Raw genomic sequence first — 24,647 nt, forward strand, 5'->3', positions numbered from 1 at the left:
GTATATAAGTATATATAGATAGGTTAATAGGGTCTAAAATATGAGTGCTCGCTAATATTTAGTTGCCATCACAAGCCTGGGGCGCAACATATGCAGCGTGTCGAATCCTAAAAAACTCATGGCAGATAAGCAACCGTAGAATTATAAATGTGGAACACGACTCCAGCCTATTTTGGGTATAAACTATAACATTGATGTCAGAAAGCGGTGAAAAACAAATTGGAAACAGGCTTTCAATCACGTTAGGCATCAAGTAAAATTCTGCTCCTGATCAATTTTCTTACCAGAGAATCCTCTATCGATGTCTTTACTTGCTATTGGTATTAACCACAATACAGCGTCGGTTGAATTGCGAGAAAAAGTTGCCTTCGGTCCAGAGAAACTGAAAGATGCACTTAAGCAACTATCGACCAACTCATCAGTGAATGGTGGGGTCATTTTATCGACCTGTAACCGCACTGAAGTTTATTGTGACGTTAAAAACACCAGTAAAAACAAAATCATTGAATGGCTATCTCAGTTCCATGATGTGAAATTGGAAGACATTAAACCCAGCTTATATTTGCATGAAGAGCAAGCGGCTATTCGCCATTTGATGCGTGTTTCATGTGGTTTAGATTCGCTAGTTCTAGGCGAGCCACAAATTTTGGGTCAGGTAAAGCAGGCGTATGCGGACTCCCGTGAGCAGCGCGCCGTTGATCCTGCATTAGAAAAATTATTTCAAAAAGCGTTTTCGGTGGCTAAGCGCGTACGGACTGAAACGGAAATCGGCGGTCACGCGGTATCTGTCGCTTATGCAGCTTGCACTCTAGCTAAACATATTTTTGAATCGCTTGAAGATGCGACTGTGTTACTTGTTGGTGCTGGTGAAACGATTGAATTGGTAGCAAAACATCTAGCAAGCCATAATTGCAAACGTATCATCGTTGCTAATCGTACTAAAGAACGGGCGCTGGGATTGGCTGAAGAATTCGGTGGTGAAGTGATTACATTGAATGAAATTCCTGACTATTTACCGGCGGCCGATATTGTGATTAGTTCAACGGCTAGCCCATTACCTATTATTGGTAAAGGTATGGTTGAGACCGCGTTAAAAGCTCGTCGACATCAACCTATGTTGCTGGTTGATATTGCAGTACCACGCGATATTGAATCTCAGGTTGGTGAATTGAGTGATGTGTATCTCTATTCCGTCGATGATTTACAATCGATTGTTGATAGCAACATGGAGCAGCGAAAAGTAGAAGCCATTCAAGCTGAAGCGATTGTTAGCGAAGAAAGCGCCTCATTTATGACTTGGCTGCGTTCTCTACAAGCCGTTGATAGTATTCGCGAATATCGTCAAAATGCTAACGATATCCGCGAAGAACTATTGACCAAAAGTCTACAAGCTTTAGAAACCGGTGCTGATCCGGAAAAACTGTTAATCGAACTCAGTAATAAATTGACCAATAAGTTGATTCATGCACCAACCAGAGCTTTGCAGAGTGCGGCTGAGCAAGGCGAGCCAGCGAAATTAGCAGTGATCAGAGAGAGTCTAGGTTTAGACGATCCAAAAATTATAAGTTAACCCGAGTTTAAAGAAGAAACTATGAAAGCGTCGATTTTAGTAAAGCTTGAAACCCTTGTGGAACGTTACGAAGAAGTTCAACAGCTTCTGGGCGATCCAGATGTCATTGGGGATCAAGATAAGTTCCGTGCTCTATCTAAGGAGTACTCGCAACTCGAGGAAATCACTAAGTGTTTCCAAGCGTATCAACAGGCTCAAGAAGATCTTGTTGCTGCGCAAGACATGGCGAAGGAAGATGACGCTGAAATGCGTGAAATGGCGGAAGAAGAAATTCAAGCAGCCGAAGAGTCAATCGAAAACTTGACTGCTGAACTAGAGATTCTATTGTTGCCAAAAGATCCAAACGATGAGCGCAACTGTTTCTTAGAAATTCGTGCTGGTGCTGGCGGTGATGAAGCGGGTATTTTTGCCGGTGACTTGTTCCGCATGTATAGCCGTTTTGCAGAGAAGAAAGGTTGGAAAATTGAAGTCATGTCATCGAATGAAGCTGAACATGGCGGTTACAAAGAGATGATCGCGAAAGTCGTGGGTGACGGTGCTTACGGGGTTCTAAAATTTGAATCGGGTGGTCATCGCGTGCAACGTGTCCCAGAAACTGAATCACAAGGTCGAGTTCATACTTCAGCGTGTACCGTTGCGGTTATGCCTGAAATTCCCGAGGCAGAAATTCCAGAAATCCGCTCCGTGGATTTACGAATTGACACATTCCGTTCATCGGGGGCTGGTGGTCAGCACGTTAACACCACCGATTCTGCCATTCGTATTACCCACTTGCCGACCGGTTTAGTCGTTGAGTGTCAGGATGAACGTTCACAACATAAGAACAAAGCGAAAGCAATGTCAGTATTGGCTGCTCGTATTGCTCAAGCTGAAGAAGCAAAGCGTGCTGCTGAGATTTCAGATACTCGCCGTAACTTATTGGGTTCTGGTGATCGTAGTGACCGTATTCGCACTTATAACTATCCTCAAGGACGTGTTTCAGACCACCGTATCAACTTAACTATTTATCGTTTAAGCGAAGTTATGGAAGGGGATATGCAAGGTCTAATTGAACCTGTCATTCAAGAGCACCAAGCTGACCAATTAGCCGCGTTAGCTGAACAAAACTAATTCATGTCAAATACGATCGATGCCGCCTTAAAGGCGGCAACTTCTCAACTTGCTGCCAGCGGCAGTACTTCACCTGCCATTGACGCTGCGGTACTTCTTTGCCACGCTCTACAAAAACCGCGTTCTTATCTTTTTACTTGGCCAGATAAAACACTAGATAGTGCTCAGCAACAAAGTTTTGACACTTTGTTGGAACGAAGAGTGACTGGAGAGCCTGTTGCTTACATCATCGGAGAGCGTGAGTTTTGGTCGTTACCATTGAAAGTGTCACCATCAACTCTGATTCCTCGTCCTGATACTGAACGCTTGGTTGAACTAGCCTTAGATAAAGCGGCTGATTGTGCTGGTGATATCTTAGATTTAGGTACAGGAACAGGGGCAATAGCGTTAGCTTTAGCGTCAGAATTGCCGCAACGCCGCTTAGTTGGGGTTGATTTACGTGGTGAAGCTCAAGCACTTGCTACTGAAAATAGTAAGCGCCTAAACCTATCCAATGTCACTTTTCTGCAAGGAAGTTGGTTTGAACCTATCACTGATGGTACAAAGTTTGCTTTGATAGTATCAAATCCACCTTATATTGAAGAAAGTGACCCACATTTGACGCAAGGTGATGTTCGTTTTGAGCCAATCAGTGCATTAGTGGCGAAAGATAACGGGTTAGCAGACATCAAAACTATCAGCGATAAAGCTCGTGATTATCTGCAAAATGGAGGATGGTTGCTGTTCGAACATGGTTATGATCAAGGCAATGCAGTTAGAACCATTCTTGAGCAGTTAGGTTATAGTCGCGTCGTTACTGAAAAAGATTACGCGGGGCAAGATCGCGTGACACTGGGACAATATCAATTATAACGGGAAGAGCAATGTACGTTTCTCTAAAATATTTACACTTAATCGCCATCGCTGTCAGCGTCTTTCTACTTACGCTTCGCTATATTTTGATGATGATGGATTCTGATAAATTACAGCACAAATTTTTAAAAGTATTCCCCCATATTGTGGATACCGTTCTATTACTAAGCGGTGTTGGACTGATTTTTGTCACTGGTTTTATTCCTTTTACTCCAGCTGCTCCTTGGATGCTGGATAAACTGACATGCGTAGTCGTTTATATTGTTTTAGGTGTTTTTGCCCTAAAAATTGGGCGTAATAAAATGCTACGGACTTTCGCATTTCTTGGTGCATTAGGTTGGTTAGCAATGGCAGGAAAAATTGCTGTTACCAAACTACCAATGTTTTTTAGCTAATAAACAGAGTATGTAAATGTTAAATTTATCCGATGATGACTTTGACAATATGGAGTTAGTTGACGGTGCTCTTGCACTCAATAATGCAATTAACTCTGACACGCGAGTGGAATGGGCCGAAACGGAAATGGCACGTCTTTTGGATGAAGCAAAGCTCGCATTAGCCAATGAAAACAACGAACAACAACGCTTTGATGCATTCATTCACCTCTTCTATCAAGAATGGAAGTTTAGGGGGGATCGTGATGCGTATTTTGATTCGAGTAATGCGTTTATTGATAAAGTATTGGAACGTCGTAAAGGTGTTCCGGTTAGTTTAGGTGCGTTACTGTTGTATTTTGGTACTAAGCTTGGCTTTCCTCTTAAAGGGATTAATTTCCCCACCCAGTTTTTAGTGCGTGTTAGTTGGCCAGAGCAAGCGCCTCAATACATTAATCCATTTTCTGGTGAGTATGTCTCACAACATACGTTGCAGGCTTGGTTAATTGGTCTTAAAGGACCGCTGAGTAAATTAAAACCAGAACACCTTAAAGAGGCTGATCATCCAACGATTATTGGTCGTTGGTTGGCATTACTTAAAAGTGCATTATTGCGTGAAGAGCGTTACACGTTAGCATTACGTTGCACTGATTTAGCTTTGACCTTTGTCCCTGATGATCCCTATGAGATTCGTGATCGTGGATTCATCTATCAGCAGTTAGACTGTAATCAAGTTGCGATTTCCGACTATCAATATTTTATTGAGCATTGTCCGGATGATCCCGCTGCAGAATTATTGAAAACTCAAGTGAATGCATTGAGTCACTCAGATGTGACTTTGCACTAAACACCAAAAGAGAGAAAAAGATGGAACAGAAAATTGTTCATGTTGGCGATATTCCAGTAGCGAATGATAAACCATTTACCCTATTTGCTGGAATGAATGTGCTTGAATCACGCGATCTTGCTATGCAGATTTGTGAGCACTATGTGAAAGTAACCGAGAAGCTTGGAATTCCTTACGTGTTCAAAGCTTCGTTCGATAAAGCAAACCGCAGCTCTGTTCATTCTTATCGTGGTCCTGGCTTGGAAGAAGGGTTAAAAATTTTCCAAGAAATCAAAGATACTTTTGGCGTTAAAATCATTACCGATGTTCACAACGAAGCCCAAGCTCAACCTGTAGCCGACGTTGTTGATGTCATTCAATTACCCGCATTCCTTGCTCGTCAGACTGATTTGGTGGAAGCAATGGCAAAAACTGGTGCGGTGATTAACGTGAAAAAACCGCAGTTTATGAGCCCTGGTCAAGTGGGTAACATTGTTGAAAAATTCGCTGAATGTGGCAACGATAAAGTGATCCTATGTGAACGTGGTGCTTGCCATGGTTACGATAACCTTGTGGTTGATATGCTTGGTTTTGGTGTGATGAAAAATGCCTCTAAAGGTAGCCCAATTATTTTTGATGTCACTCATTCGCTGCAAATGCGTGATCCATCAGGTGCCGCTTCTGGTGGTCGTCGTCAACAGACTGTTGAATTGGCTAAAGCTGGTTTAGCAACAGGTATTGCCGGTTTATTTATTGAAGCGCATCCAAACCCAGATCAAGCACGTTGTGATGGTCCATCTGCTTTACCTTTAGATAAATTGGAGCCATTCCTAGCTCAGATGAAAGCGCTTGATGATCTCATCAAAAGCTTTAGTGAAATCGATATTAAATAATTGATTATGCTAAATAAGTAAAAGACCATGGCTGATAAGTCATGGTCTTTTTGTTTCTGAAGGAACTGAAACTTGAATTTATACCACCCATAAAATTTAGTGATGATTTTTAGTGCCTCAAACACCTCTCTGTATGTCACAATAAACCAATCAATAGAGATTAGACGCCAAAAAGTCATTCAACTCTATTGAAGCAGCAGTGGTATAAATATTTCAAGGGATAATGATGAACAGTTCTTTATTTAAAAAAGCAGCCGTTAGTGCTGCAGTGATTGCATTACTGTCCGGTTGTGCTCAACAGTCAGCTCACACGTTATCGGCGGATAAAACCTATAAACTCACCATCTTACATACCAACGATAACCATGGACACTTCTGGCAAAATGCCAAAGGCGAATATGGTATGGCGGCACGTAAGACAATCATAGATCGTGTGCGTAAAGAGGTTAAAGCAGAAGGTGGTAGCGTATTATTGCTATCTACAGGTGATGTGAATACGGGGGTTCCAGAATCCGATTTGTTGGATGCAGAACCTGATATTAAAGGTATGAATTTAATGGGTTACGATGCAATGGCGATCGGTAACCATGAATTTGATAATCCTCTTTCCGTGTTAGCAAAACAGCAGGGTTGGGCGCATTTCCCAATGTTGTCAGCGAATATTTACAATAAAACGACCGGCAAACGCGTATTTAAACCCTACATTATTTTGCATAAACAAGGGATTAAAATTGCGGTAATTGGTTTAACCACAGAAGACACGGTTAAAGTCGGTAACCCTGATTATGTAAAAAACCTCGATTTTCGTGACCCTAAAGTTGAAACTAAAAAATTGGTGGCTGAACTTAAGGAAACGGAACATCCTGATATGATTATCGCGGTTGCTCATATGGGGCATTACGATGATGCTCACTATGGTATCAATGCACCAGGCGATGTTTCTCTTGCTCGTTACTTACCTAAACAAGATATCGATTTGATTGTTGGTGGTCATACGCATGATGCAGTATGTATGCAGGACAAATCGCATATTAAGGTGAATTACCAACCTGGTGATATGTGTAAGCCCGATTTAGAAAATGGTATCGAAATTGTTCAAGCATTTGAATGGGGTAAATATGTTGGCCGTGCTGATTATGAGTTTCATAATGGGCAAGTCAATTTAGTTAGTTATCATTTGATACCGGTTAACTTGAAGAAAAAGGTTCAGGTTAATGGCGAATCGAAAAGCGTGTATGCAACCCAAGAAATACCGCAAGATCCTGCTATGTTAAAACTGCTTCAGCCATATCAAGATAAGGGGCAGGTTAAACTTGGACAAAAAGTTGCCACGGTAACGGGTAAACTGGAAGGCGATCGTAAAGTGGTTCGTTTCCATCAAACTAACCTTGGTCGTTTGATTGCTACTGCTCATATGGAGCGTACGAAAGCTGATTTTGCGATTATGAACTCTGGTGGTGTACGTAGTTCAATTACACCGGGAGATGTGACATATAAAAGTGTTCTGATGGTTCAGCCATTTAGCAATACCATTACTTACATTGATATGTCAGGTTCAGATGTTAAAAAATATTTAGATAAGGTGGCAACAAAACCTGTTGATTCAGGCGCCTACCCACAGTTTGCTGGTATCTCTATGGTAGTGGGAAAACGCAGTGTATCTCAAGTGAAGATTCATGGAAAACCGCTTGATCCAAGTAAAACCTACCGATTTAGCGTACCAAGCTATAATGCCGCTGGTGGTGATGGCTATCCTAAAATCACTGATCATAAAGGGTTCGTAGATACAGGTTTTGTTGATGCTGAAGTGTTAAAAGCTTATTTACATAGCCATAGCCCAGTTGATGCAAGCCAATATATTCCACATGGTGAAATTATTTATAAGCTGTAACTAATTGACTTAAAAGGTCATTTAAACTATTAAAAGGAAGAGTTATACTGAATATATTCAGTAATCTGCCTTTTTTATTGTTAAAGGTAAAAATAGTCTAGTTAGGAATAGGTATGACGCCTGCAATCAATTTAGCCAAAAAGAAGAAAATTGTTCACACCGTACATCAATACGAACACGATCCGAATGCAGAAAGCTATGGTGAAGAGGCGGCAGAACTATTAGGACAAGACCCAAAAACGGTGTTTAAGACGTTACTATTTTGCCTTAATGGCGAAGAAAAGCATCTTGCTGTAGCGGTGATTCCTGTTGATCATCGATTGAACCTAAAGTTAGCAGCAAAAGCTGCCAAAGCAAAAAAAGCGGAAATGGCTAACCCGACTATCGCTGAAAAAACGACGGCGTATGTGGTTGGTGGTATTAGTCCATTAGGACAGAAAAAATCGTTACCGACTTTTATTCATGAGAGTGCGAAGGCGTTAGATACCATGTGTGTCAGTGCGGGGAAAAGGGGCCTAGAAATCGAATTAGCGCCAGCGGATTTAGCTAAATTGACGCGTGGTGAATTCGTTAATTTGTGCTTAGATTAAAATAGATAGAAGGCCTTCATTTGAAGGCTTTCTATCTTTACCAACGAGTCGTTAGTCGTCAATTTCGGCTTTATCGACGACGTGAGTTTCACCTAAATCTTTCGGTAAGATTAGGTTTAGCAAAATAGCGACGATGCCACAGAGACTAACGCCTTGCAGGCTGAAACCGCCAATATCAAATGCCATTCCACCAATACCAAATACAAGAGTGACTGCGACAATCACCAGGTTGCGAGATTTATGTAGATCGACATTGTGTTTGATCAGTGAATTTAAACCAACTGTTGCGATTGAACCGAAGAGTAGACACATAATCCCACCCATGACTGGCATTGGGATGGTTTGTAATAGAGCGCCTAATTTTCCGACTAGAGCGAGAATGATCGATGTAATGGCTGCCCAAGTCATTATTACAGGGTTAAACGCTCGGGTGAGCGTGACAGCTCCAGTCACTTCACTGTAGGTAGTATTAGGTGGAGCACCAAGGCATGTGGCGACCATTGTGGCAACCCCGTCACCGGTAATGGTGCGATGCAGTCCTGGTTTTTTCAGATAGTCTTTACCTGTGACGTTTGAAATAGCGATGATATCACCCACATGTTCTACCGCTGGAGCAATAGCAACAGGAATCATGAACAGTATCGCATTGAGATTGAATTCCGGGTAGGTGAAGTTGGGTAATGCAAACCATGCAGCTTTGGTTACTGGTGAAAAATCGACGATACCAAAGTAAAGAGAAACAGCGTATCCCACTAAAATGCCGCCACAAATTGGAATGAGTTTAAAGAATCCTTTAGCAAATACACTCACAATAATGGTAGTTAACAACGAGGCTAGTGATACCCAAAGTGCAATATGTCCATCGATGATTTGGGTTCCATCTCCCGACCGTCCTAGCGCCATATTTACCGCTGAAGGGGCAAGCCCTAAGCCGATCACCATGATTACAGGCCCAACGACGACGGGCGGTAACAAGCGATGAATAAATCCTACCCCTTTTACTTTGATAAATGCGCCTAAAATGACATAGACAAGGCCTGCGACGGCCAAACCACCCATGGTGGCAGCAATGCCAAATGTTTTTGTACCGTAAAGGATTGGAGCGATAAAGGCGAAAGAGGAAGCGAGGAAAATGGGAACGGATCGGCGAGTAATTAATTGGAAAAGGAGGGTGCCGACACCTGCACCGAAAAGAGCGACGTTAGGATCTAACCCCGTGAGTAGCGGCACTAGAACCAGTGCCCCAAATGCAACAAACAGCATTTGAGCGCCTAGAATGGCATTTTTCATCGTAAATTCCCTGATAAAGAACAAAATTCTCAAGATCTTATCATTTCTGTAATCGATTGCCAGATTCAATATTAGGAAAATTATCTTTTCTCTGTTCATTAATGGAATTTGTCAATTAGCCAGTAAATTTTAACGTTATCCTGATGCCCATCGCTTGCTAGGTCCGTGATAGTTGCTTATCATCAAACTTCACTTATAGGAAACCTACAAAACTTATGCGCTATTTAGCTTTGTTGTTAGCGGGACTCGTATCATTGCCTGCTGCAGCCCTTACCAAGGTGAATCTGTATCAAACAGAAGTGGTGTTAGACCAACAAAACGATGAATCAGATGATCAAGCTCGTATTCAAGGTATGGAGCAAGTCATTGTTCGTGCTACTGGAGATAAATCATCACTTGATAATGATGTCGTTAAGAAAGCGTTGCAACATAATAGCCGCTATCTTACTCAAATTAGTAGCAATGATGATAATGGTCAGGAAACTATGACGCTTGGTTTTAGTGAGCCGCACATCCGTTCGCTATTAACTCAAGCTCAGTTACCGTTCTGGCCTGCATACCGTTCAAATGTATTAGTATGGCTGGTGGAAGATAAGAACTATGACCGTACAATTGCTTGGGAACATTCTGATTCAGAACCTCTTAAAACATTGGTGCAAGATGCAAAAGCGCGCGGTTTGCCCTTGACTGTTCCTGTCGGGGACTTTGACGATATTACCGGAATAGAAACCTCGGATTTATGGGGGGATTTTACTGGGCCTATTGCTCAAGCTAGTTCGCGTTATCCAACCGACGCCGTGTTAGTTATTCGTGTTCAAGACGACGCCATTAACTGGACCCTTTATGACCAAAGTGGTCAGCAGATGATGGATGATGCGAAAGAGCCTATTACTGGTCAGGCTTCTGGCGAACAGCCCATTGATCAAGTTGTGAATGATGTTAGCCAATATTTTGCTAAGAAAAATGCGGTGTTGATTTCAAGTCAATCATCGGAGTCTGTGGTTGCCGATTTTTCGGCAATAAAAAATGCTGATGAATTTTTTACGTTAGAGAAAAGTTTAAAATCTCTGAGTTCTGTTGCGGCTTTAGATATCGTCAGAATCCAAGGTGATGATGTGCAATATCGGGTACATCTATTGGCCACACCGGAAAACTTTGAGCAAGAAGTGTTACGGACCAAGTTAGTGGATAAAGTTGATACTCAAACTGTGTCAAGCGGGGAGACCGTACCTGATTTTGGTTACGTGATTGGTTCTGGTATTAATGCCCCTCAAGGTACGGACACCGATAATACTGCCGTTGTGGCTAATAATGCTCAAGCAACCCCCGACGCAACTAATGCGAGTAACAATACAGAGATTACAAGTAGTAGTGAAACAGAGCAGGGCGCTACAGCAGATGATGAGTTGGCTAAGGTGCCAAGTACGCTCTACTTCAAATGGAAAGAGTAGTACTAGAATATAAGCACAATAAAAAAAGAGCCGTTGGCTCTTTTTTTATTGTCCCAAATTAAACCAAATGCTTAAACCATCATAGAGCAGCTATGATGCTACTTTATTTAGAATGGAATCGAGATTAGATAGTTTTTATCCCTTTTAGATGCTGAGCAATCGTTGCGATACGTTTCCCTAACTGCTGAGCAAGGGTTATCTCATCTTCTGTTAAAACGGGTTTCTTATTTCCCAGCGTTACATGACTTGCACCATAGGGTGTTCCGCCCCGTTCTGTTGTATGAAGTTTTGGTTCTGAGTATGGAATGCCTAACACCATCATACCGTGGTGTAACAGGGGCAGCATCATTGAGTTTTGGGTGGTCTCTTGACCGCCATGTAATGTTGATGACGAAGTAAAAACACATGCAGGTTTATCAATGAGATCGCCGCTTATCCATAATGATGTCGTTTGATCCCAAAAGTGTTTTAATGATGCTGCCATATTGCCAAACCAGACCGGACTGCCCAAAGCAAGGCCATCGCACTCTTTGAGTTCGTTCAAATGAATGATCGGATCTTGATGTGGTCTGCAACCATTGGAAATATCTTCTACAGTGCGCAAGAGCGCTTCACAACCGGGGATGGATTCCACCCCCCGCGCGATATGTCTCGCTATTGATAAAGTACTACCATGACGACTGTAGTAGAGGACGACTATCTTAGTGGTCATAAAATCTCTAATACACTTTCTGGTGGGCGACCGATGCGAGCCTTATCGTTAGCCACCACGATGGGACGTTCAATTAATTTGGGATGTTCGACCATGGCGTTAAACAAATCTTCATCTGAAACGGATGAATCACCGAGATTAAGACTTTTATACAGTTCTTCCTTAGTCCGCATCATTTTACGCACTTCTGTATAGCCTAACTGCTGATAGAGATGTTTCAACTGTGCTAAATCAGGTGGCGTCTCTAAATATTTAATGACTTCAGGTTTAACGTTATTGGCTTCTAATAAGACTAAAGTTTCACGACTTTTGGAACATCGAGGGTTATGATAGATAACGACTGACATAGTATCTTCCTATTGCTTCTATTTTTGCAGAGCCATAAAGCGTTCTCTTTGCACGATAAGCTGATCAATACGAGCATCATATCGAGCTTGCTCTAAGCTTCCTAGCTTAGCTATTTGGCTGGCTTGAGTATAGTACTGAATGGCTTTATTCCATTGTGCCTTCAACGCGAGTAACTCAGCCCTAGCCGCTAAATCTTCTTCACTATTACCCAAACGACTGCTGGCCTCAGACAGCAAACTCCAGCCATTAGGGTCGTCAGGGTGGTCGTGAGTGTACCGATGTAACACTTGGATCGCGGATTCATATTTTTCTTCTTTCAACAACACATTTGCATAGTTAATGAGTAATACTGAGTTATCCGGATTTTCATCAAGTGCTTTTTTAAGCATAGCTTGTGCTTTAGGTGCTTGTTTTAGTGCTAAATATAAATCTGACATTCCATCAAGATAGAAATCGTTGTCTGGATCGCTTTTTAGCAGTTTAGACAGAATTTTTTCAGACTGCTGTAACTTTTTATTGTCTAGATAAACAAGTGCTTTGCCGTATTCGAACGCTGACTCAACGGAAGGGGCCGTTTTTTGTTCTGTCCTATTAAACCAAGCTAATGCCGCTTGTTCACTCAATCCTGCATACCGAGCGATTGCCCTAGCTCGTGCCAAATTAAAACGTAATGAAGCTTTGGGATGAATTTGAGGATAACTTTGGGCGCGTTCGCGGCTATCTGTAATACGTGACTGCGGTAATGGGTGAGTCAATAGCATTTCAGGTGGTTTACTGGAATAACGAGACTCTGCTGCTAGACGGCTAAAGAAACGAGGCATTGCCATCACATCAAAACCTGATTTAGCCAAGACCTGCATGCCAAAACGGTCGGCTTCTTTTTCATAAGCTCGAGTATAGTTCAGTCTGCCTTGCAGGCTGCCTGCAGTGGTTGCCGTTATCGCCGCGATACCTGCCGTTGGCGCGGCAATGGCGAGTAATAATGAACCAGCCAAAGCTGCAATAGTCGCAGGCGTTTGTTTCGCTTGGTCTTCCATACTGCGGGCAAGATGGCGTTGGGTGACATGAGATATTTCATGGGCCATCACCGATGCTAATTCACTTTCAGATTGGGTATAAAGAAACAAGCCGGAATGTAACGCCACGTAGCCGCCAAAAAAGGCGAAAGCATTAATTTCTTGATCATTAATCAAAAAGAAATGGAAAGGAGTTTTTACGTTTTGTGCATGAGAGACTAAGCGATGACCCAGAGTATCGACATATTCACTCATGACTGGATCATTAATGACCGGCTGAGTACCTCGAATAATACGCATATACGCATCACCGTATTGTAGCTCTTGGTCTATCGAAAGAGTTGCTCCTGCAACAGTACCAATGTCAGGCAACTCATTTCCCTCAGCGTAGCTCAGCATTGGATTGAGCGAACAAAATGCAGTTGCCGTGTATAAACAGAGCAAAGAACGGGTACGTTTAGCAAACATAATTATGGGTATAGCTCCTCATCCAACTCTATTTTTTGACACTATGCAACCGTAAAGGTTTCTTTGCTTTTTTACAAAGCACTTGCCTACGATATTGCTTAGGTGCTTTACGTTTAAAAAAGACTTCTTAGACCTAACATATCATAATGATTAATCGTTACTTTTGCTTAAATTCTTTTTGAAATTCAGACATAACGTGACTCATATCATTGGTTTACTATACGTGGGGCTGTAGTTTTAAATATCAATGAGGAGTCAATAAAGTTTCCTCAATCATCTTTGTCATATTCGCTCACGATTTAGTGCTTTACTCACTAAAGATTTATTTCATAATCGGAAAGTCTCTGCCCGTCCAACTACTGGCACTGTGATTAGCGCAACGCTATGCTTCTTGAAAGAAAACCAGCACAACGATGTTGTGGGTTATCTGCTCCCATTGTGTAGCATTCCCCAAGTATTTACATTTAAAGGAGTTAGGGATTCATGTTTGAAATGGTGAGTCGTTGGTATCAACGGCGTTTTTCCGATCCCAATGCTGTCAGTCTTATCGCCATTCTGCTATTCGGATTTATTGTTATCTACTTTTTTGGTGATTTGATAGCACCTTTACTCGTTGCCGTTGTGCTTGCTTATTTACTTGAATGGCCTGTGGTACAGCTGCGCCGTCTAAAATTGCCGCGGACTGTAGCAGTTGTGTTGGTGTTACTGCTTTTTATAGGTGTGATGTTAATTGCGCTGTTAGGACTGGTACCTACCATGTGGAAGCAGATCGCGAATTTGGTTAATGATATTCCATCAATGTATAACGGGCTGCAAAAATTTATCGCGACGATTCCCCAACGTTATCCAGAATTAGCGGATTTAGATATCGTAGAACCCATAATGAATAACGCAAAAGACAAGGCGTTAGGGGTCGGTGAATCGATTGTCACTGAATCTCTCTCATCATTAGTCAGTATTGCCACATTAGCGATTTATCTGATTTTAGTGCCTTTATTGGTGTTCTTTTTTCTTAAAGATAAAAACCAAATGATGGGATCTGTGAGTAAATTGATGCCTCGGAATCGAGTGCTCGCTAAACAAGTCTGGGTAGAAATGAACCAACAAATTTCTAACTATATCCGTGGTAAGGTATTGGAAATTCTCATTGTTGGTCTTGTCAGCTATGTTACTTTTGCGGTGCTTGATTTGCGTTACTCGGTACTTTTGGCCGTGGCGGTTGGTCTATCGGTATTAATTCCGTACATAGGGGCCGCTGCGGTGACGGTACCTGTTGCGATTGTTGGTTTATTCCAATGGGGAATGAGTCCTGAATTTTATACTCTGTTGGTGGCCTATGGCATTATTCAAGCGCTAGATGGAAACGTACTTGTGCCTATCTTATTTTCTGAAGCCGTTAATCTCCATCCCGTGGCTATTATCGCAGCTGTCCTGATTTTTGGTGGGCTATGGGGGTTTTGGGGGGTATTTTTTGCTATTCCACTCGCAACCTTAGTCAAAGCTGTTTGGCATGCGTTACCCGCTCAGGATGATGAGATGGCTAATACACCGTGATCTTGACCGAGTACATCGCACCATCCACTCAGTTTGATGCGAATAATTCGTAAATTATTGTCATTTCATTCAAGTATTTGCATAACCTTGCCGATAGTACTTAACGGTGAGCTAATAATGCGCGCGAGAACTAAATTAGGATAGTAAGTTGTAGAGGGAATATATGAAATTTAGTCAAAAAATCGTTGCTGCTTCGTCAGTATTGCTATTAGTAACAATAGCTTTACTGTCGATTCAGCAGTTGTCGACTGTGCGGACTCAAGTTGAGTCATTGGTAAATACAAGTTTGAAAGAGATGGTTAATGGGGTAGAAAACACCATTAGCTCTGAAATGCAAAGCAAGAAATCGATGGCTCAAGCGGCTACAGAAATATTAGCTATTGATCCTACCAATCGTGATTATGTTAAAAATGTGATTGAAAAGCCGACGTTAAAAAGTAACTTTCTTGCCATAGGGTTAGGTTACCAAAGCGATGGTAAAACGGTCGAAAATGATGATGGATGGGTTCCAGCAGCAGATTATGATCCTCGTGTTCGTCCTTGGTATAAGGATGCTAAAAATGCAGGTAAGATAACAATTACCCAGCCTTATCTTGATATGTCGACCAAAAAAATGATCATATCAATCAGCACTCCAGTGGAAAAAGATGGGCAATATATCGGTTCGATGTTTTATGACCTAGAGTTGAGTAAGCTTGCGAAATTAGTCAATTCTGTGAATCTATTTGATGCCGGCTACCTTTTCCTTATCACTTCTAATGGCACCACAATTGCTCATCCTGATATTAAAAACAATGGTAAAAACGTCAGCGAATATTTACCTGGTGTGAAGGTTCAACAGGGCTCACAAGAGGTCACTCTCAACGGTAATAAGTATCTGGTTGGTTTAACGCCTATCCCATCAGAAGGATGGTATGTGGGTTCTATTGTGGATGAGTCGGTCGCTTTTTCTGCATTAAGCAAATTGAGAAATAGCTCAATTATTTATGCTGTTATCGCGTTAGTGATTAGTGTTGTTTGCTTGACGTTACTGATTCGTTTCTTGATGCGACCTCTGGTTGTATTACGTGATGCGATTAAAGATGTGGCATCTGGGCACGGTGATTTAACTCAGCGTATCGATACCAACACGGATCCAGAATTTGCCGAACTTGCCGAAGGTTTTAACACCTTTAATGGTACCTTGCAGCAACTTATCCAGCAATCCAAAGCGATTGGTCAAGAAATTATTCATGGTACAGAGCAAACGCTGCAGGGCTCTCGGCAATCAGTAGATGCTTTACAACAACAGTTACAAGAACTTGAACAGCTTGCAACGGCAATGCATGAAATGTCAGTGACGGCGACACAGGTGGCAGGTAATGCTCAAAGTGCGGCCTCCGCAGCTAAAGAAGCGGATATTGCAACTGAAGAGGGAACCAATGTGGTAAATGATACCACTCGTTCTATCGATGAATTGTCCGCCCGCATTGATCAAGCTGTTGAAGAAGTTCATGGCCTTGAATCCGCGACAGCTAACATTGAAACTATTTTGAAAGTGATCAGTGAAATTGCTGAGCAGACTAACCTTCTTGCGCTTAATGCGGCGATCGAAGCCGCTCGAGCGGGAGAATCTGGGCGTGGATTTGCCGTCGTAGCTGATGAGGTCCGAACTTTAGCATCACGAACTCAACAGTCGACGACGGAAATAAAAACAATGATTGAACAGCTGCAAGCTGGAGCTAGTTCAGTTTCTGTTGCGATGAATGAGAGTAAAACGACTGCTATCGATGCTGTTGAGAAATCAAAACTAGCAGATACGGCATTACAAACGATACGAGCGGCTATTTCTCAAATCAATGATATGAACATTCAAATTGCTTCAGCGGCAGAAGAGCAAAGTTTAGTCGCGGAAGAAATTAATAATAACACTGTGAAGATTAAAGATTTATCTACTCAAGTTGCGGATATCGCTGAAGGGTCCAACGTGTCCTTAGAAGCTCAAACGGAAAATGTCCGAGAGCAAGCGGCGATCATGAGTAAATTTATTGTGTAATCTTGATTCATTTTTCAATAAAAACGTCGCCAATTGGCGACGTTTCTTTTGAATAACTATTCATTTTTTATGATGAGTGATTAGTTGTTATTTGGTTCCCTGGTTAAGGTAGTCGAGAACAACTTCATGGTGAGTTTTCGTTTTGAATTTATTAAACACATGTTCAATCTCACCTTGCTCATTAATTAAAAAGCTGATGCGATGTAAGCCATCATAGACTTTGCCCATGAACTTTTTTTCACCCCAAACGCCAAATTTTTCAGCGACTGCATGGTCTTCATCAGAAAGAAGCGTGAAGTTTAGGTTATCGCGTTCAATAAATTTTCCTAAGCGTTTTACTGGATCGATACTGACACCAAGTACGACCACGTTCAGTTCGTCGAGCTCTGCTTTTACATCACGCATGCCTTGAGCTTGAACGGTACAACCTGGCGTCATTGCTTTCGGGTAAAAATAAAGTAGAACTTTTTTACCAGGAAAATCGCTTAAAGATATCGCGTTTCCGTCTTGGTCTGGGAGAGAAAAAGCTGGAGCTTTATCTCCTGCTTGCAGTGTATTCATCATGCTTCCTTTATTACTGACTATTTTTAATGAAATTTAAAGAGCCTTGTACATTGAGAGTGTCACATAACTGACCGAACTCCTCCTGTAACTGCATTAAGTTATACTCGCCGTCCACTTTTGCAGTAATTGCAATATGGAATTGATCGGTGGTGCTAGATACTTTATCTTTGTTGATGGTTTGGGCACTCAGGGATTCCATTCCAATATTTTGATTTGCAAAGAAATTTGTGAATTTTTCAGTTAAGCCTGGTTTATCTTCAGATTCGATAAATACTTCAACTAAATAACTATTATCTAGGCTTTCATGCGGCGTTGTACGTTTCATCATTGTGATCAGATCATGCTCTTGGCCTAGAAGAGGCAGTCTAGTTTCGATACGTGACAGGGCGCTAGGGCTCCCTGAGACTAACATGATTAGCGTAAATTCCTTTCCAAACAACGCAATACGGCTATCGACGATATTTAGCTCTGATTGCGTGACGAGCCGGACTATTTCGTTACAAATGCCGGGGCGGTCTGTCCCTACCGCAGTAATCACTAAGTGTTGAGTCATGCTATTTCTTCACAATGTCTTTTTCGTTAATGTTATCACACCTGATGTATAGGGAAAGCGCGAGCAAAAGGCTTTTTAGTTTCGCTTTGCATCAAAATGGCATAAGACTGACATTGACTACAAGCCTTTGTTAATTAAGTATGTTAAAACAGTATTCTTGCTTTAGTTCTAACATCTGATAAATATTCATAAAAATGGTCTGTTTAAGCGTGTTTAATCTCTTGTGTTGCACAACGACGATGCAGTACCATGCAGAGAGTATTCATCTAGGGAGATAGACATGTTTTCAGGAAGTATCGTAGCGTTAATTACCCCCTTTACCTCAGCTGGCGAAGTGGATTATGCAGACCTCAAGAAGTTGGTCGAATATCATATCGCTTCGGGGACTGACGCTATTGTTTCTGTAGGGACGACAGGTGAATCTGCCACTCTGACCGTTGAAGAGCATGTCAAAGTCGTAGAAAAAACCGTGGAGTTTTCTGCAGGGCGTATTCCAGTGATTGCTGGAACTGGCGCTAATGCAACACATGAAGCTGTAGAGTTTTCTCGTTTGCTTGATAAAACGGGCATTGCCGCGTATTTAAGTGTGACCCCTTACTACAATAAGCCAACTCAAGAAGGTTTGTTCTTGCACTATCAGGCGATCGCTCAGGGCACTGATATCCCAATTATTCTATACAATGTACCAGGTCGTACTGGTGTTGATATGAAGCCAGAAACGGTGGCTCGTTTATCTGAAATTAACAATATTATTGGTTTGAAAGATGCAACGGGTGATTTGAGCCGTGTATCGCTACATCGTGAAATGTGTGACAAAGATTTTCTTTTGTTCAGTGGTGATGATGCAACGGGTTTAGATTCTATTAAATTAGGCGGTAACGGCGTTATCTCTGTTACCAACAATATTGCAGCAAAAGATATGGCGACAATGGTCCATGCCGCACTCAATGGTAACAATACTGAAGCTGATGCAATAAACCAACGCTTAATGGCTCTACACAAAGGTTTATTCGTTGAATCAAGCCCTATCCCTGTAAAATGGGCTGCCCACAAGTTAGGTTTGATTTCAAATGGTGATCTACGTCTACCTTTGACGGAACTATCTGAACTAGCTCGACCAACTGTTGCCGAAGCGATTACCGCTGCCAAAATTTAATTATTGAGGCACTTTCGATTACAATGCCGAGGTATCAATTCTGTACCTCGGCTATTTTTAGGAGTTTCAATGAAGTTTTCGCGTCAGCTAGTTATTAGCTCACTAGCTGTGTTAGTGTTAAGCGCTTGTTCAAGCACCCCAGCAGAACGCCGTCAAGCAAAAGACGATTATGCCTATTTGGATGCCAAAGATTTTCATCAGTGGGCGATGCCAGAAGGTACTACTATCCATTTCTACCCTGATTATCAAATCCCACAAGGTAACTACCATGGTAGCGTAGGCGATAAAGTAGATATTCGTCCTCCGCAACAGATCCTCGAATTAATTCCTGGAGCTCGCGCGGAAGTGTCGAATGGCGATGCTTTGTTATGGATGGTTCGTCAAGATGAAGCGGATAAAGTGTGGAACACAACCAAACAAGCACTAACAGATAATAAAGTTCCTATGGTGAAAACCACGGATACTTTGTTAGAAACGGCATGGGTTCGTTGGGCTTCTAAGGATGAAGACGGTGAAATTGATGCTCGTTATCAAATTTCTCGTGTTCAAGCGAATCATCGCTTTGGGATCAAAGTGCACTTAGTTGATTTTCGTAGTGAAGGTACGCAAAAAACACCAAGTCCTGAGTATAAATCACGCTATACGGCCTATATGGCTAATATGATCACCACTCGTTATGATTCAGATTTACGTCATGAAGAGATGCGTAAAGCGCAGCGTTTAGTGAAACATATTCCAATTACGTTTGGTTACGATCGTAGTGGTTTGCCTGTGATGATAGCTCGTGCTGAGTATGATGTTTTCTGGCAGCGTTTACCGCAAATCCTAACACCAATGGGCTTCAATATTACTGACCGTAACCGTTCTCAAGGTACGGTAAAAGTAAAGTATAACGAACCGGATAGCGATTTCTGGACAGCACATAATACTCAACCTATTGATCTTGATTCTGGAGAGTACACCTTACTGTTAGGTGATTTAGGTAACCGTACATCGATAAACCTTACCGACTCAAAAGGTAAGCCAGTTAAAGAAGACATTTTAAAAGCACTAGTACCGCTTTGGTCTTCTGTGGTGGCTAAATCTCCAGCGCCTGCTGAAAAATAATTGCCATCGAAGTGATAGAAAAAGGATGCTTGTTTGCATCCTTTTTTATTGCTTATTCTTTGATGATGTTTCGTCGTTGTTTAATTGTTCGTGTGTTTTCTGCTCACTGTTCACTGATTCTGTTTGGTGTCCATCACGTCGTTCTTTGTCTAACTGATTGAGACGGTCGAGGTCTTTTTTCTTCATGAATTCTTCGTATTTTATTTGTGAAGTGTATTTCAACGCCGCTATGTTTCCTACGATCACACAAATCACGACAATACTGATAACCCATGGGTTAAATAGTAAATCCATTTAGAATCACCTGAGCTTAAGGGAAAGCCTAATCGCTAATATTGACAATATACTGATTGTAGATCGAGGGTAGCTGATTAAGGATTGCTTGTTGTCCCAAAATTGGCGTTAAAGAGATCTGTTGAGTGAGCATCTCAAGCGAAAAGTTTTGCAGATAATGCGTTGCGGTTGCTCGATGGCTAATATGCCAAGGTTCAAATGCTACTCCATGGTTTTTTCCTTGAAATGGAAAGAAGAAACCATATTGTGCCGCATGTTGTTTTAACCATAGATAGAAGGAGTGTTGATGTCCTTTAAGGTACTCTTCTGGTTCTAGGTTTAACGTAACCCCGTCAGGTAGGGCATCTTTGTCAAATACATCAAAGTCAGATCCCCAATGATGCCGACTTGCGCCAGGTAAAGCAGACCAACGTAAAATCGCTTGAATCTGTTCTTCTTCACTGAGCGAATGAATATCGATAGGGTGGCTATTTTCATCCAGCACCGCCAGTTCACCAGACATTTTGCGATTCCAAATGGATAATTGGCGCTCAAATGAACGAAAACCACTAGCAATATGGAAATTGAAGCCATCGTTTAATGCGGCTTGGCGAAGATGGTGTAAATCGTCAGCAACACTAGGTGCGACTAAAAAAGTTTTTTGGCCTATCTGTTCAGGTTGCAAATGGGTGTCTGTTTGACCTGTCAATTGCTTTGGTGTCATGACGTTACCGTTTATAGAATCAAAGAAAGCCCAAGTTATCGGAAAAGATAACTTGGGTCATTCATTACTTAGCCAATAAATGGTTAAGAGTATGTTGGTACATATCCGTCAGTTTCTCAAGGTCTTCAACTTTAACGCACTCATTGACCTTGTGTATGGTGGCGTTCACAGGACCAAGCTCGACAACTTGAGCTCCCATGCGAGCGATAAAGCGACCATCTGATGTTCCGCCTGTGGTCAGTAACTGAGGTGCTTCTTCATTGACTTCTGTCACGCCGCTCACCACAGATTTCAGTAAAGAACCTTGGTCAGTTAAAAATGGGTGGCCGCTTAGGGTCCATTTCAGGTCATAATCCAACGCATGTTTATCGAGAATAGCGTGAACTTTTTCTTTTATCGCCACATCAGTGAGTTCGGTGCTAAAGCGGAAATTGAACTGAACGTCACATTCCCCAGGAACCACGTTAGAAGCGCCTGTGCCAGCATGAAGGTTAGGAATTTGAAAACTGGTTGGAGGAAAGTAGTCATTCCCCTTATCCCATTCTGTTGCTGCGAGTTCAGCTAATGCAGGTAGGGCATGATGAACAGGGTTTTTTGCCAAGTGTGGATAAGCAACGTGACCTTGTACCCCTTTCACTTTTAAGTCACCAGTAATTGAACCACGACGGCCATTTTTTACCACATCGCCGACATAGTTGGTGCTGGATGGTTCACCCACAATGCACATATCAATGGGTTCATTGCGAGCCATTAGAGTATCCACGACGCGAGTGGTGCCGTTAATGAATGGACCTTCTTCATCCGAGGTAATTAGGAAGGCGATTGATCCATTATGATCAGGATTCTCGGCAATAAATCGCTCGACTGCTACGATCATACAAGCAAGGGAGCCTTTCATATCTGCAGCGCCGCGGCCATGCAGCATACCGTCAATGACAGTGGGCTCAAATGGGGCGGTATCCCAGTGATCGAGATTACCCGCGGGGACGACATCAGTGTGGCCAGCAAAGGCAAACAATGGCGCTTGTGTGCCACGGCGGGCCCAAAAGTTGGTGGTATCTTCAAATACCATGACTTCTATTTCAAAGCCTAAAGCTTTGAGACGCTCAATCATTACTTGTTGGCAACCCGCATCTTCAGGTGTTACTGATTTACGGCTAATGAGGTCTTTGGCGAGAGCCAATACAGGGCTGTCCGTCATCCTTGAATTCCTTGTTAAGCAAAAATAGAAGAGTATTGTTCAGGTTTAAAACCAAGGTGTAGATCATTGTTAACGCGTAAAATAGGGCGTTTGATCATCGCGGGTTTTTCCACGAGTAGTGCAACAGCATTAGTTTCATTCAACGATTCTTTTTGTTCAGCTGTCAGTTGGCGGTAAGTCGTGCCACGTTTGTTTAAAACATTTTCCCAGCAAAGGTTTGAACAAAACTCCGCGACCATATCTGCATCCACACCTTGCTTACGGTAATCATGGAATTGATAGTCGATGCCTGCTTGTTCTAGCCATTTACGTGCTTTTTTTATGGTATCGCAGTTTGGGATGCCATACATGGTAATACTCATAATTATCCTTGTGAGACTGAATTATTATGCCCCTAGCAGATGTTGCTGCCGGGTGTTACTTATTTGGGTAAATCCTAACAGGAAGCAGGCCATGTGACAAAGTCTATCCCGACGGTTGTTTGGTTATTAATGCTTAACTTGAGGCGAATAAAATTGCATTAATAGCCGCTTTACATAGCATCACCAAAACATTCCACGTGATAATCAAGGCTGAGGCACAAATTTTACGATAAAGACCCTATCGATCGTAGAGTTATTGATCAATCTCAACACTCTGAAAATTAAAACAGAAATAATGGGTGCTGCACAACTTAGGAGGTATCAATGGAATTGAGTCCAGTTTTTGCGAGGCGACTGTATTTAGCATTGTTGGTTGAGAGCCTTGAACGACCAAATGTGCCCAAGTTGATTGAAAAGACCGGTTGGCCACGTCGTACTATTCAAGACGTGATTAAAGCATTACCGGGTATTGGTATTGAGCTCATGTTTGTTCAAGATGGGCGGCGTCATAACGATGGCTATTATCAATTATCAGATTGGGGACCATTCGATAGTCAATGGGTGCTAGACCGTAGAGGTGATATTGCAGAAAGCCTTGGATTCAGAGCATAAAAAGCCAGCCCATGCTGGCTTTTTCTTATTAAACAGCATTAATTTAGGCTTTGTTTATTAACAGGTAAGCGATAAAACCAACCCAGCTTATTGCCAATAAAGCCCATGGTAGGAAGCGACTACGTTGTGAAGCCTGTTGCGGATCTATATCTTGCTGAGTGGTCGCATTAGAATCTATCGCTTGTTCTATCTGTTTTTGTTTTTGAGCTCTTTTTTTGGCTTTATCTGCCTGTCTACTTTTCTCTTTTTGCTGTTTTTTATAAAGAGCAATGCCTTTTTCTATTCCTTGAGCAATCAATTTGGTTTGTTCTTTCGTTTGTCCTGGTTTCTGTGTTGCTTTGGCGATTTGTGCTGCTTCATTTTGCGTTTCAACAGAGGGGACTGACTTGTTTTTCATAAGATTATCCAATTGAATAGTAAATGTATCAGTGCTGAATCCTGCAGCTTAAGATTATCTGGGGATACAATATTTTTCTTTATAGATTAACATGATACCTATTCCTAAGTAACAGTAGAATGAGGTTACTTGGCGGATAATACATAGCAGTTTCTCGTGGAAGCCAAGAGATAGTTATATTTGGCATAGAAATTAACCACATGAAATGGTAATAAGTATTGTTAAAATCATTAGGTGGTTAGTGAAATATTCAATTGATAGATATAATGCGGATGGTTATCTCAGTCCGCCGATTTGGTTGTGGCTAGGGTGGGGTTGGTTAGCAAAAGCTTGGGTTGTAATTGTTATGGCTGGAGTAAGTCGAGATACAGGCTCTCAATTATTAGAGTTGTTCTATCCACAAAAGGGTCATTTATACATAGAGTTAGTACTTGGGCTGCCCTCGTTGGTGTACATGTGGTTGGTGCATTTGAGGGGGCCTGATAGACAAGCTTTGACCCATTTTATCCAAGCTTCGGCGAAGCCTATTACAATTATCATCACGCTAGTGCAATTTGGAATAGGCGTCTACACCATTTTGTTACACTATGGTCAGTTTTATTGGTTTAGTGGGCTTTCCTTAATGCTACTTTTGTGGTTTGGAATGTATTTACAACAAAGTCGAGTTGTTAAGGTTTGTTTTATTGGGCCATTTAAAGAAAAGGGATAGTCACCAACG

General features: G+C 41.9%; 26 protein-coding genes. 15 read left to right on the plus strand and 11 right to left on the minus strand.

Features of this window, described 5'->3' with window-relative positions:
* Nucleotides 1–301: 301 nt before the first annotated feature.
* From hemA to ybaK, 8 genes are all read left to right on the plus strand, one after another.
* On the plus strand, nucleotides 302–1,570 hold the full coding sequence (hemA, locus tag F9817_RS02240; protein ID WP_161153338.1) for a glutamyl-tRNA reductase: 1,269 nt from the start codon (nucleotides 302–304) through the stop codon (nucleotides 1,568–1,570).
* A gap of 21 nt (nucleotides 1,571–1,591) precedes the next feature.
* On the plus strand, nucleotides 1,592–2,680 hold the full coding sequence (gene prfA, locus F9817_RS02245) for a peptide chain release factor 1 (protein WP_161153339.1): 1,089 nt from the start codon (nucleotides 1,592–1,594) through the stop codon (nucleotides 2,678–2,680).
* 3 nt (nucleotides 2,681–2,683) lie between these two features.
* The gene (gene prmC / locus F9817_RS02250; protein ID WP_161153340.1) at nucleotides 2,684–3,532 is read left to right on the plus strand and encodes a peptide chain release factor N(5)-glutamine methyltransferase; all 849 of its coding nucleotides are present in this window, start codon (nucleotides 2,684–2,686) and stop codon (nucleotides 3,530–3,532) included.
* 11 nt (nucleotides 3,533–3,543) lie between these two features.
* On the plus strand, nucleotides 3,544–3,927 hold the full coding sequence (locus F9817_RS02255; RefSeq protein ID WP_161153341.1) for a SirB2 family protein: 384 nt from the start codon (nucleotides 3,544–3,546) through the stop codon (nucleotides 3,925–3,927).
* A 16-nt stretch (nucleotides 3,928–3,943) separates the two neighbouring features.
* Nucleotides 3,944–4,753 carry a SirB1 family protein gene (locus F9817_RS02260; protein ID WP_161153342.1) on the plus strand — a complete coding sequence of 270 codons (810 nt, stop codon included), beginning with the start codon at nucleotides 3,944–3,946 and terminating at the stop codon, nucleotides 4,751–4,753.
* Between the two features lie 20 nt (nucleotides 4,754–4,773).
* Nucleotides 4,774–5,625 carry a 3-deoxy-8-phosphooctulonate synthase gene (gene kdsA / locus F9817_RS02265; protein ID WP_161153343.1) on the plus strand — a complete coding sequence of 284 codons (852 nt, stop codon included), beginning with the start codon at nucleotides 4,774–4,776 and terminating at the stop codon, nucleotides 5,623–5,625.
* A 226-nt stretch (nucleotides 5,626–5,851) separates the two neighbouring features.
* Nucleotides 5,852–7,516, plus strand: a complete 1,665-nt coding sequence (gene ushA / locus F9817_RS02270; protein ID WP_161153523.1) for a bifunctional UDP-sugar hydrolase/5'-nucleotidase UshA — start codon at nucleotides 5,852–5,854, stop codon at nucleotides 7,514–7,516.
* Nucleotides 7,517–7,629: 113 nt separating this feature from the next.
* Nucleotides 7,630–8,106, plus strand: a complete 477-nt coding sequence (gene ybaK, locus F9817_RS02275) for a Cys-tRNA(Pro) deacylase (protein WP_161153344.1) — start codon at nucleotides 7,630–7,632, stop codon at nucleotides 8,104–8,106.
* A 51-nt stretch (nucleotides 8,107–8,157) separates the two neighbouring features.
* Here the strand turns inward: ybaK and F9817_RS02280 are convergent, their stop codons facing one another.
* Nucleotides 8,158–9,396, minus strand: coding sequence for a uracil-xanthine permease family protein (locus tag F9817_RS02280; RefSeq protein WP_161153345.1), 1,239 nt, complete (start codon nucleotides 9,394–9,396; stop codon nucleotides 8,158–8,160).
* 215 nt (nucleotides 9,397–9,611) lie between these two features.
* Here F9817_RS02280 and F9817_RS02285 point away from each other — a divergent pair, with 215 nt between their 5' ends.
* Nucleotides 9,612–10,847 carry a DUF2066 domain-containing protein gene (locus F9817_RS02285; RefSeq protein WP_161153346.1) on the plus strand — a complete coding sequence of 412 codons (1,236 nt, stop codon included), beginning with the start codon at nucleotides 9,612–9,614 and terminating at the stop codon, nucleotides 10,845–10,847.
* Between the two features lie 124 nt (nucleotides 10,848–10,971).
* Here the strand turns inward: F9817_RS02285 and wrbA are convergent, their stop codons facing one another.
* From wrbA to bepA, 3 genes are read right to left on the minus strand one after another with little or no spacing between them, the layout of a single operon-like run.
* On the minus strand, nucleotides 10,972–11,559 hold the full coding sequence (wrbA, locus tag F9817_RS02290) for an NAD(P)H:quinone oxidoreductase (protein WP_161153347.1): 588 nt from the start codon (nucleotides 11,557–11,559) through the stop codon (nucleotides 10,972–10,974).
* Nucleotides 11,556–11,906 (minus strand): arsenate reductase (glutaredoxin), encoded by a 351-nt coding sequence (gene arsC, locus F9817_RS02295; RefSeq protein WP_161153348.1) that lies wholly within the window; start codon nucleotides 11,904–11,906, stop codon nucleotides 11,556–11,558. The genes wrbA and arsC overlap by 4 nt, the downstream gene beginning before the upstream one ends.
* A gap of 18 nt (nucleotides 11,907–11,924) precedes the next feature.
* Entirely contained in the window at nucleotides 11,925–13,391 is a 1,467-nt protein-coding gene (gene bepA / locus F9817_RS02300; RefSeq protein WP_161153349.1) for a beta-barrel assembly-enhancing protease, read from the minus strand.
* Nucleotides 13,392–13,874: 483 nt separating this feature from the next.
* Between bepA and F9817_RS02305 the strand changes: the two genes are divergently transcribed.
* Nucleotides 13,875–14,945: an AI-2E family transporter gene (locus F9817_RS02305; protein WP_161153350.1), complete on the plus strand. Its 1,071-nt coding sequence runs from the start codon at nucleotides 13,875–13,877 to the stop codon at nucleotides 14,943–14,945.
* A 163-nt stretch (nucleotides 14,946–15,108) separates the two neighbouring features.
* Nucleotides 15,109–16,980 (plus strand): methyl-accepting chemotaxis protein, encoded by a 1,872-nt coding sequence (locus F9817_RS02310; RefSeq protein WP_161153351.1) that lies wholly within the window; start codon nucleotides 15,109–15,111, stop codon nucleotides 16,978–16,980.
* A gap of 87 nt (nucleotides 16,981–17,067) precedes the next feature.
* Here the strand turns inward: F9817_RS02310 and bcp are convergent, their stop codons facing one another.
* Complete coding sequence (bcp, locus tag F9817_RS02315; protein ID WP_161153524.1) at nucleotides 17,068–17,541, minus strand: thioredoxin-dependent thiol peroxidase; 474 nt, start codon at nucleotides 17,539–17,541, stop codon at nucleotides 17,068–17,070.
* 13 nt (nucleotides 17,542–17,554) lie between these two features.
* A complete protein-coding gene (locus F9817_RS02320; RefSeq protein ID WP_161153352.1) occupies nucleotides 17,555–18,097 on the minus strand; it encodes a glycine cleavage system transcriptional repressor in 543 nt (180 codons plus the stop codon).
* 280 nt (nucleotides 18,098–18,377) lie between these two features.
* Here F9817_RS02320 and dapA point away from each other — a divergent pair, with 280 nt between their 5' ends.
* Nucleotides 18,378–19,253, plus strand: a complete 876-nt coding sequence (gene dapA, locus F9817_RS02325) for a 4-hydroxy-tetrahydrodipicolinate synthase (protein ID WP_161153353.1) — start codon at nucleotides 18,378–18,380, stop codon at nucleotides 19,251–19,253.
* 69 nt (nucleotides 19,254–19,322) lie between these two features.
* Nucleotides 19,323–20,360 (plus strand): outer membrane protein assembly factor BamC, encoded by a 1,038-nt coding sequence (gene bamC / locus F9817_RS02330; protein WP_161153354.1) that lies wholly within the window; start codon nucleotides 19,323–19,325, stop codon nucleotides 20,358–20,360.
* Nucleotides 20,361–20,405: 45 nt separating this feature from the next.
* Here bamC and F9817_RS02335 read toward each other — a convergent pair whose 3' ends face one another.
* The 4 genes from F9817_RS02335 to F9817_RS02350 form a co-directional block, all read right to left on the minus strand.
* Nucleotides 20,406–20,654 carry a DUF2897 family protein gene (locus tag F9817_RS02335; RefSeq protein ID WP_161153355.1) on the minus strand — a complete coding sequence of 83 codons (249 nt, stop codon included), beginning with the start codon at nucleotides 20,652–20,654 and terminating at the stop codon, nucleotides 20,406–20,408.
* A 28-nt stretch (nucleotides 20,655–20,682) separates the two neighbouring features.
* Nucleotides 20,683–21,357 carry a M15 family metallopeptidase gene (locus tag F9817_RS02340; protein ID WP_161153356.1) on the minus strand — a complete coding sequence of 225 codons (675 nt, stop codon included), beginning with the start codon at nucleotides 21,355–21,357 and terminating at the stop codon, nucleotides 20,683–20,685.
* 64 nt (nucleotides 21,358–21,421) lie between these two features.
* A complete protein-coding gene (gene dapE / locus F9817_RS02345; protein ID WP_161153357.1) occupies nucleotides 21,422–22,558 on the minus strand; it encodes a succinyl-diaminopimelate desuccinylase in 1,137 nt (378 codons plus the stop codon).
* A 14-nt stretch (nucleotides 22,559–22,572) separates the two neighbouring features.
* The gene (locus tag F9817_RS02350; RefSeq protein ID WP_161153358.1) at nucleotides 22,573–22,920 is read right to left on the minus strand and encodes an ArsC family reductase; all 348 of its coding nucleotides are present in this window, start codon (nucleotides 22,918–22,920) and stop codon (nucleotides 22,573–22,575) included.
* 324 nt (nucleotides 22,921–23,244) lie between these two features.
* On the opposite strand from F9817_RS02350, the gene F9817_RS02355 reads away from it, so the two are divergent.
* Complete coding sequence (locus tag F9817_RS02355; protein WP_161153359.1) at nucleotides 23,245–23,532, plus strand: winged helix-turn-helix domain-containing protein; 288 nt, start codon at nucleotides 23,245–23,247, stop codon at nucleotides 23,530–23,532.
* A gap of 43 nt (nucleotides 23,533–23,575) precedes the next feature.
* Here F9817_RS02355 and F9817_RS02360 read toward each other — a convergent pair whose 3' ends face one another.
* The gene (locus tag F9817_RS02360) at nucleotides 23,576–23,929 is read right to left on the minus strand and encodes a DUF2956 domain-containing protein (protein ID WP_161153360.1); all 354 of its coding nucleotides are present in this window, start codon (nucleotides 23,927–23,929) and stop codon (nucleotides 23,576–23,578) included.
* Between the two features lie 241 nt (nucleotides 23,930–24,170).
* Between F9817_RS02360 and F9817_RS02365 the strand changes: the two genes are divergently transcribed.
* Nucleotides 24,171–24,638 (plus strand): DUF2919 family protein, encoded by a 468-nt coding sequence (locus tag F9817_RS02365; RefSeq protein ID WP_161153361.1) that lies wholly within the window; start codon nucleotides 24,171–24,173, stop codon nucleotides 24,636–24,638.
* Nucleotides 24,639–24,647 lie beyond the last annotated feature (9 nt).

The organism is Vibrio eleionomae (genome assembly GCF_009874545.1).
In the GTDB taxonomy this organism is placed as follows: domain Bacteria; phylum Pseudomonadota; class Gammaproteobacteria; order Enterobacterales; family Vibrionaceae; genus Vibrio; species Vibrio nitrifigilis.

Excerpts from the sequence above, each read along its gene's own strand:
- bcp (WP_161153524.1), bottom strand. The coding sequence starts at position 17,541 with ATGAATACACTGCAAGCAGGAGATAAAGCTCCAGCTTTTTCTCTCCCA.
- F9817_RS02360 (WP_161153360.1), bottom strand. The coding sequence starts at position 23,929 with ATGAAAAACAAGTCAGTCCCCTCTGTTGAAACGCAAAATGAAGCAGCA.
- F9817_RS02320 (WP_161153352.1), bottom strand. The coding sequence starts at position 18,097 with ATGACTCAACACTTAGTGATTACTGCGGTAGGGACAGACCGCCCCGGC.
- prmC (WP_161153340.1), top strand. The coding sequence starts at position 2,684 with ATGTCAAATACGATCGATGCCGCCTTAAAGGCGGCAACTTCTCAACTT.
- dapA (WP_161153353.1), top strand. The coding sequence starts at position 18,378 with ATGTTTTCAGGAAGTATCGTAGCGTTAATTACCCCCTTTACCTCAGCT.
- F9817_RS02340 (WP_161153356.1), bottom strand. The coding sequence starts at position 21,357 with ATGACACCAAAGCAATTGACAGGTCAAACAGACACCCATTTGCAACCT.
- hemA (WP_161153338.1), top strand. The coding sequence starts at position 302 with ATGTCTTTACTTGCTATTGGTATTAACCACAATACAGCGTCGGTTGAA.
- F9817_RS02260 (WP_161153342.1), top strand. The coding sequence starts at position 3,944 with ATGTTAAATTTATCCGATGATGACTTTGACAATATGGAGTTAGTTGAC.
- wrbA (WP_161153347.1), bottom strand. The coding sequence starts at position 11,559 with ATGACCACTAAGATAGTCGTCCTCTACTACAGTCGTCATGGTAGTACT.
- ybaK (WP_161153344.1), top strand. The coding sequence starts at position 7,630 with ATGACGCCTGCAATCAATTTAGCCAAAAAGAAGAAAATTGTTCACACC.
- F9817_RS02305 (WP_161153350.1), top strand. The coding sequence starts at position 13,875 with ATGTTTGAAATGGTGAGTCGTTGGTATCAACGGCGTTTTTCCGATCCC.
- ushA (WP_161153523.1), top strand. The coding sequence starts at position 5,852 with ATGAACAGTTCTTTATTTAAAAAAGCAGCCGTTAGTGCTGCAGTGATT.
- F9817_RS02285 (WP_161153346.1), top strand. The coding sequence starts at position 9,612 with ATGCGCTATTTAGCTTTGTTGTTAGCGGGACTCGTATCATTGCCTGCT.
- F9817_RS02280 (WP_161153345.1), bottom strand. The coding sequence starts at position 9,396 with ATGAAAAATGCCATTCTAGGCGCTCAAATGCTGTTTGTTGCATTTGGG.
- prfA (WP_161153339.1), top strand. The coding sequence starts at position 1,592 with ATGAAAGCGTCGATTTTAGTAAAGCTTGAAACCCTTGTGGAACGTTAC.
- F9817_RS02335 (WP_161153355.1), bottom strand. The coding sequence starts at position 20,654 with ATGGATTTACTATTTAACCCATGGGTTATCAGTATTGTCGTGATTTGT.
- F9817_RS02355 (WP_161153359.1), top strand. The coding sequence starts at position 23,245 with ATGGAATTGAGTCCAGTTTTTGCGAGGCGACTGTATTTAGCATTGTTG.
- F9817_RS02350 (WP_161153358.1), bottom strand. The coding sequence starts at position 22,920 with ATGAGTATTACCATGTATGGCATCCCAAACTGCGATACCATAAAAAAA.
- bepA (WP_161153349.1), bottom strand. The coding sequence starts at position 13,391 with ATGTTTGCTAAACGTACCCGTTCTTTGCTCTGTTTATACACGGCAACT.
- dapE (WP_161153357.1), bottom strand. The coding sequence starts at position 22,558 with ATGACGGACAGCCCTGTATTGGCTCTCGCCAAAGACCTCATTAGCCGT.
- bamC (WP_161153354.1), top strand. The coding sequence starts at position 19,323 with ATGAAGTTTTCGCGTCAGCTAGTTATTAGCTCACTAGCTGTGTTAGTG.
- F9817_RS02310 (WP_161153351.1), top strand. The coding sequence starts at position 15,109 with ATGAAATTTAGTCAAAAAATCGTTGCTGCTTCGTCAGTATTGCTATTA.
- kdsA (WP_161153343.1), top strand. The coding sequence starts at position 4,774 with ATGGAACAGAAAATTGTTCATGTTGGCGATATTCCAGTAGCGAATGAT.
- F9817_RS02255 (WP_161153341.1), top strand. The coding sequence starts at position 3,544 with ATGTACGTTTCTCTAAAATATTTACACTTAATCGCCATCGCTGTCAGC.
- arsC (WP_161153348.1), bottom strand. The coding sequence starts at position 11,906 with ATGTCAGTCGTTATCTATCATAACCCTCGATGTTCCAAAAGTCGTGAA.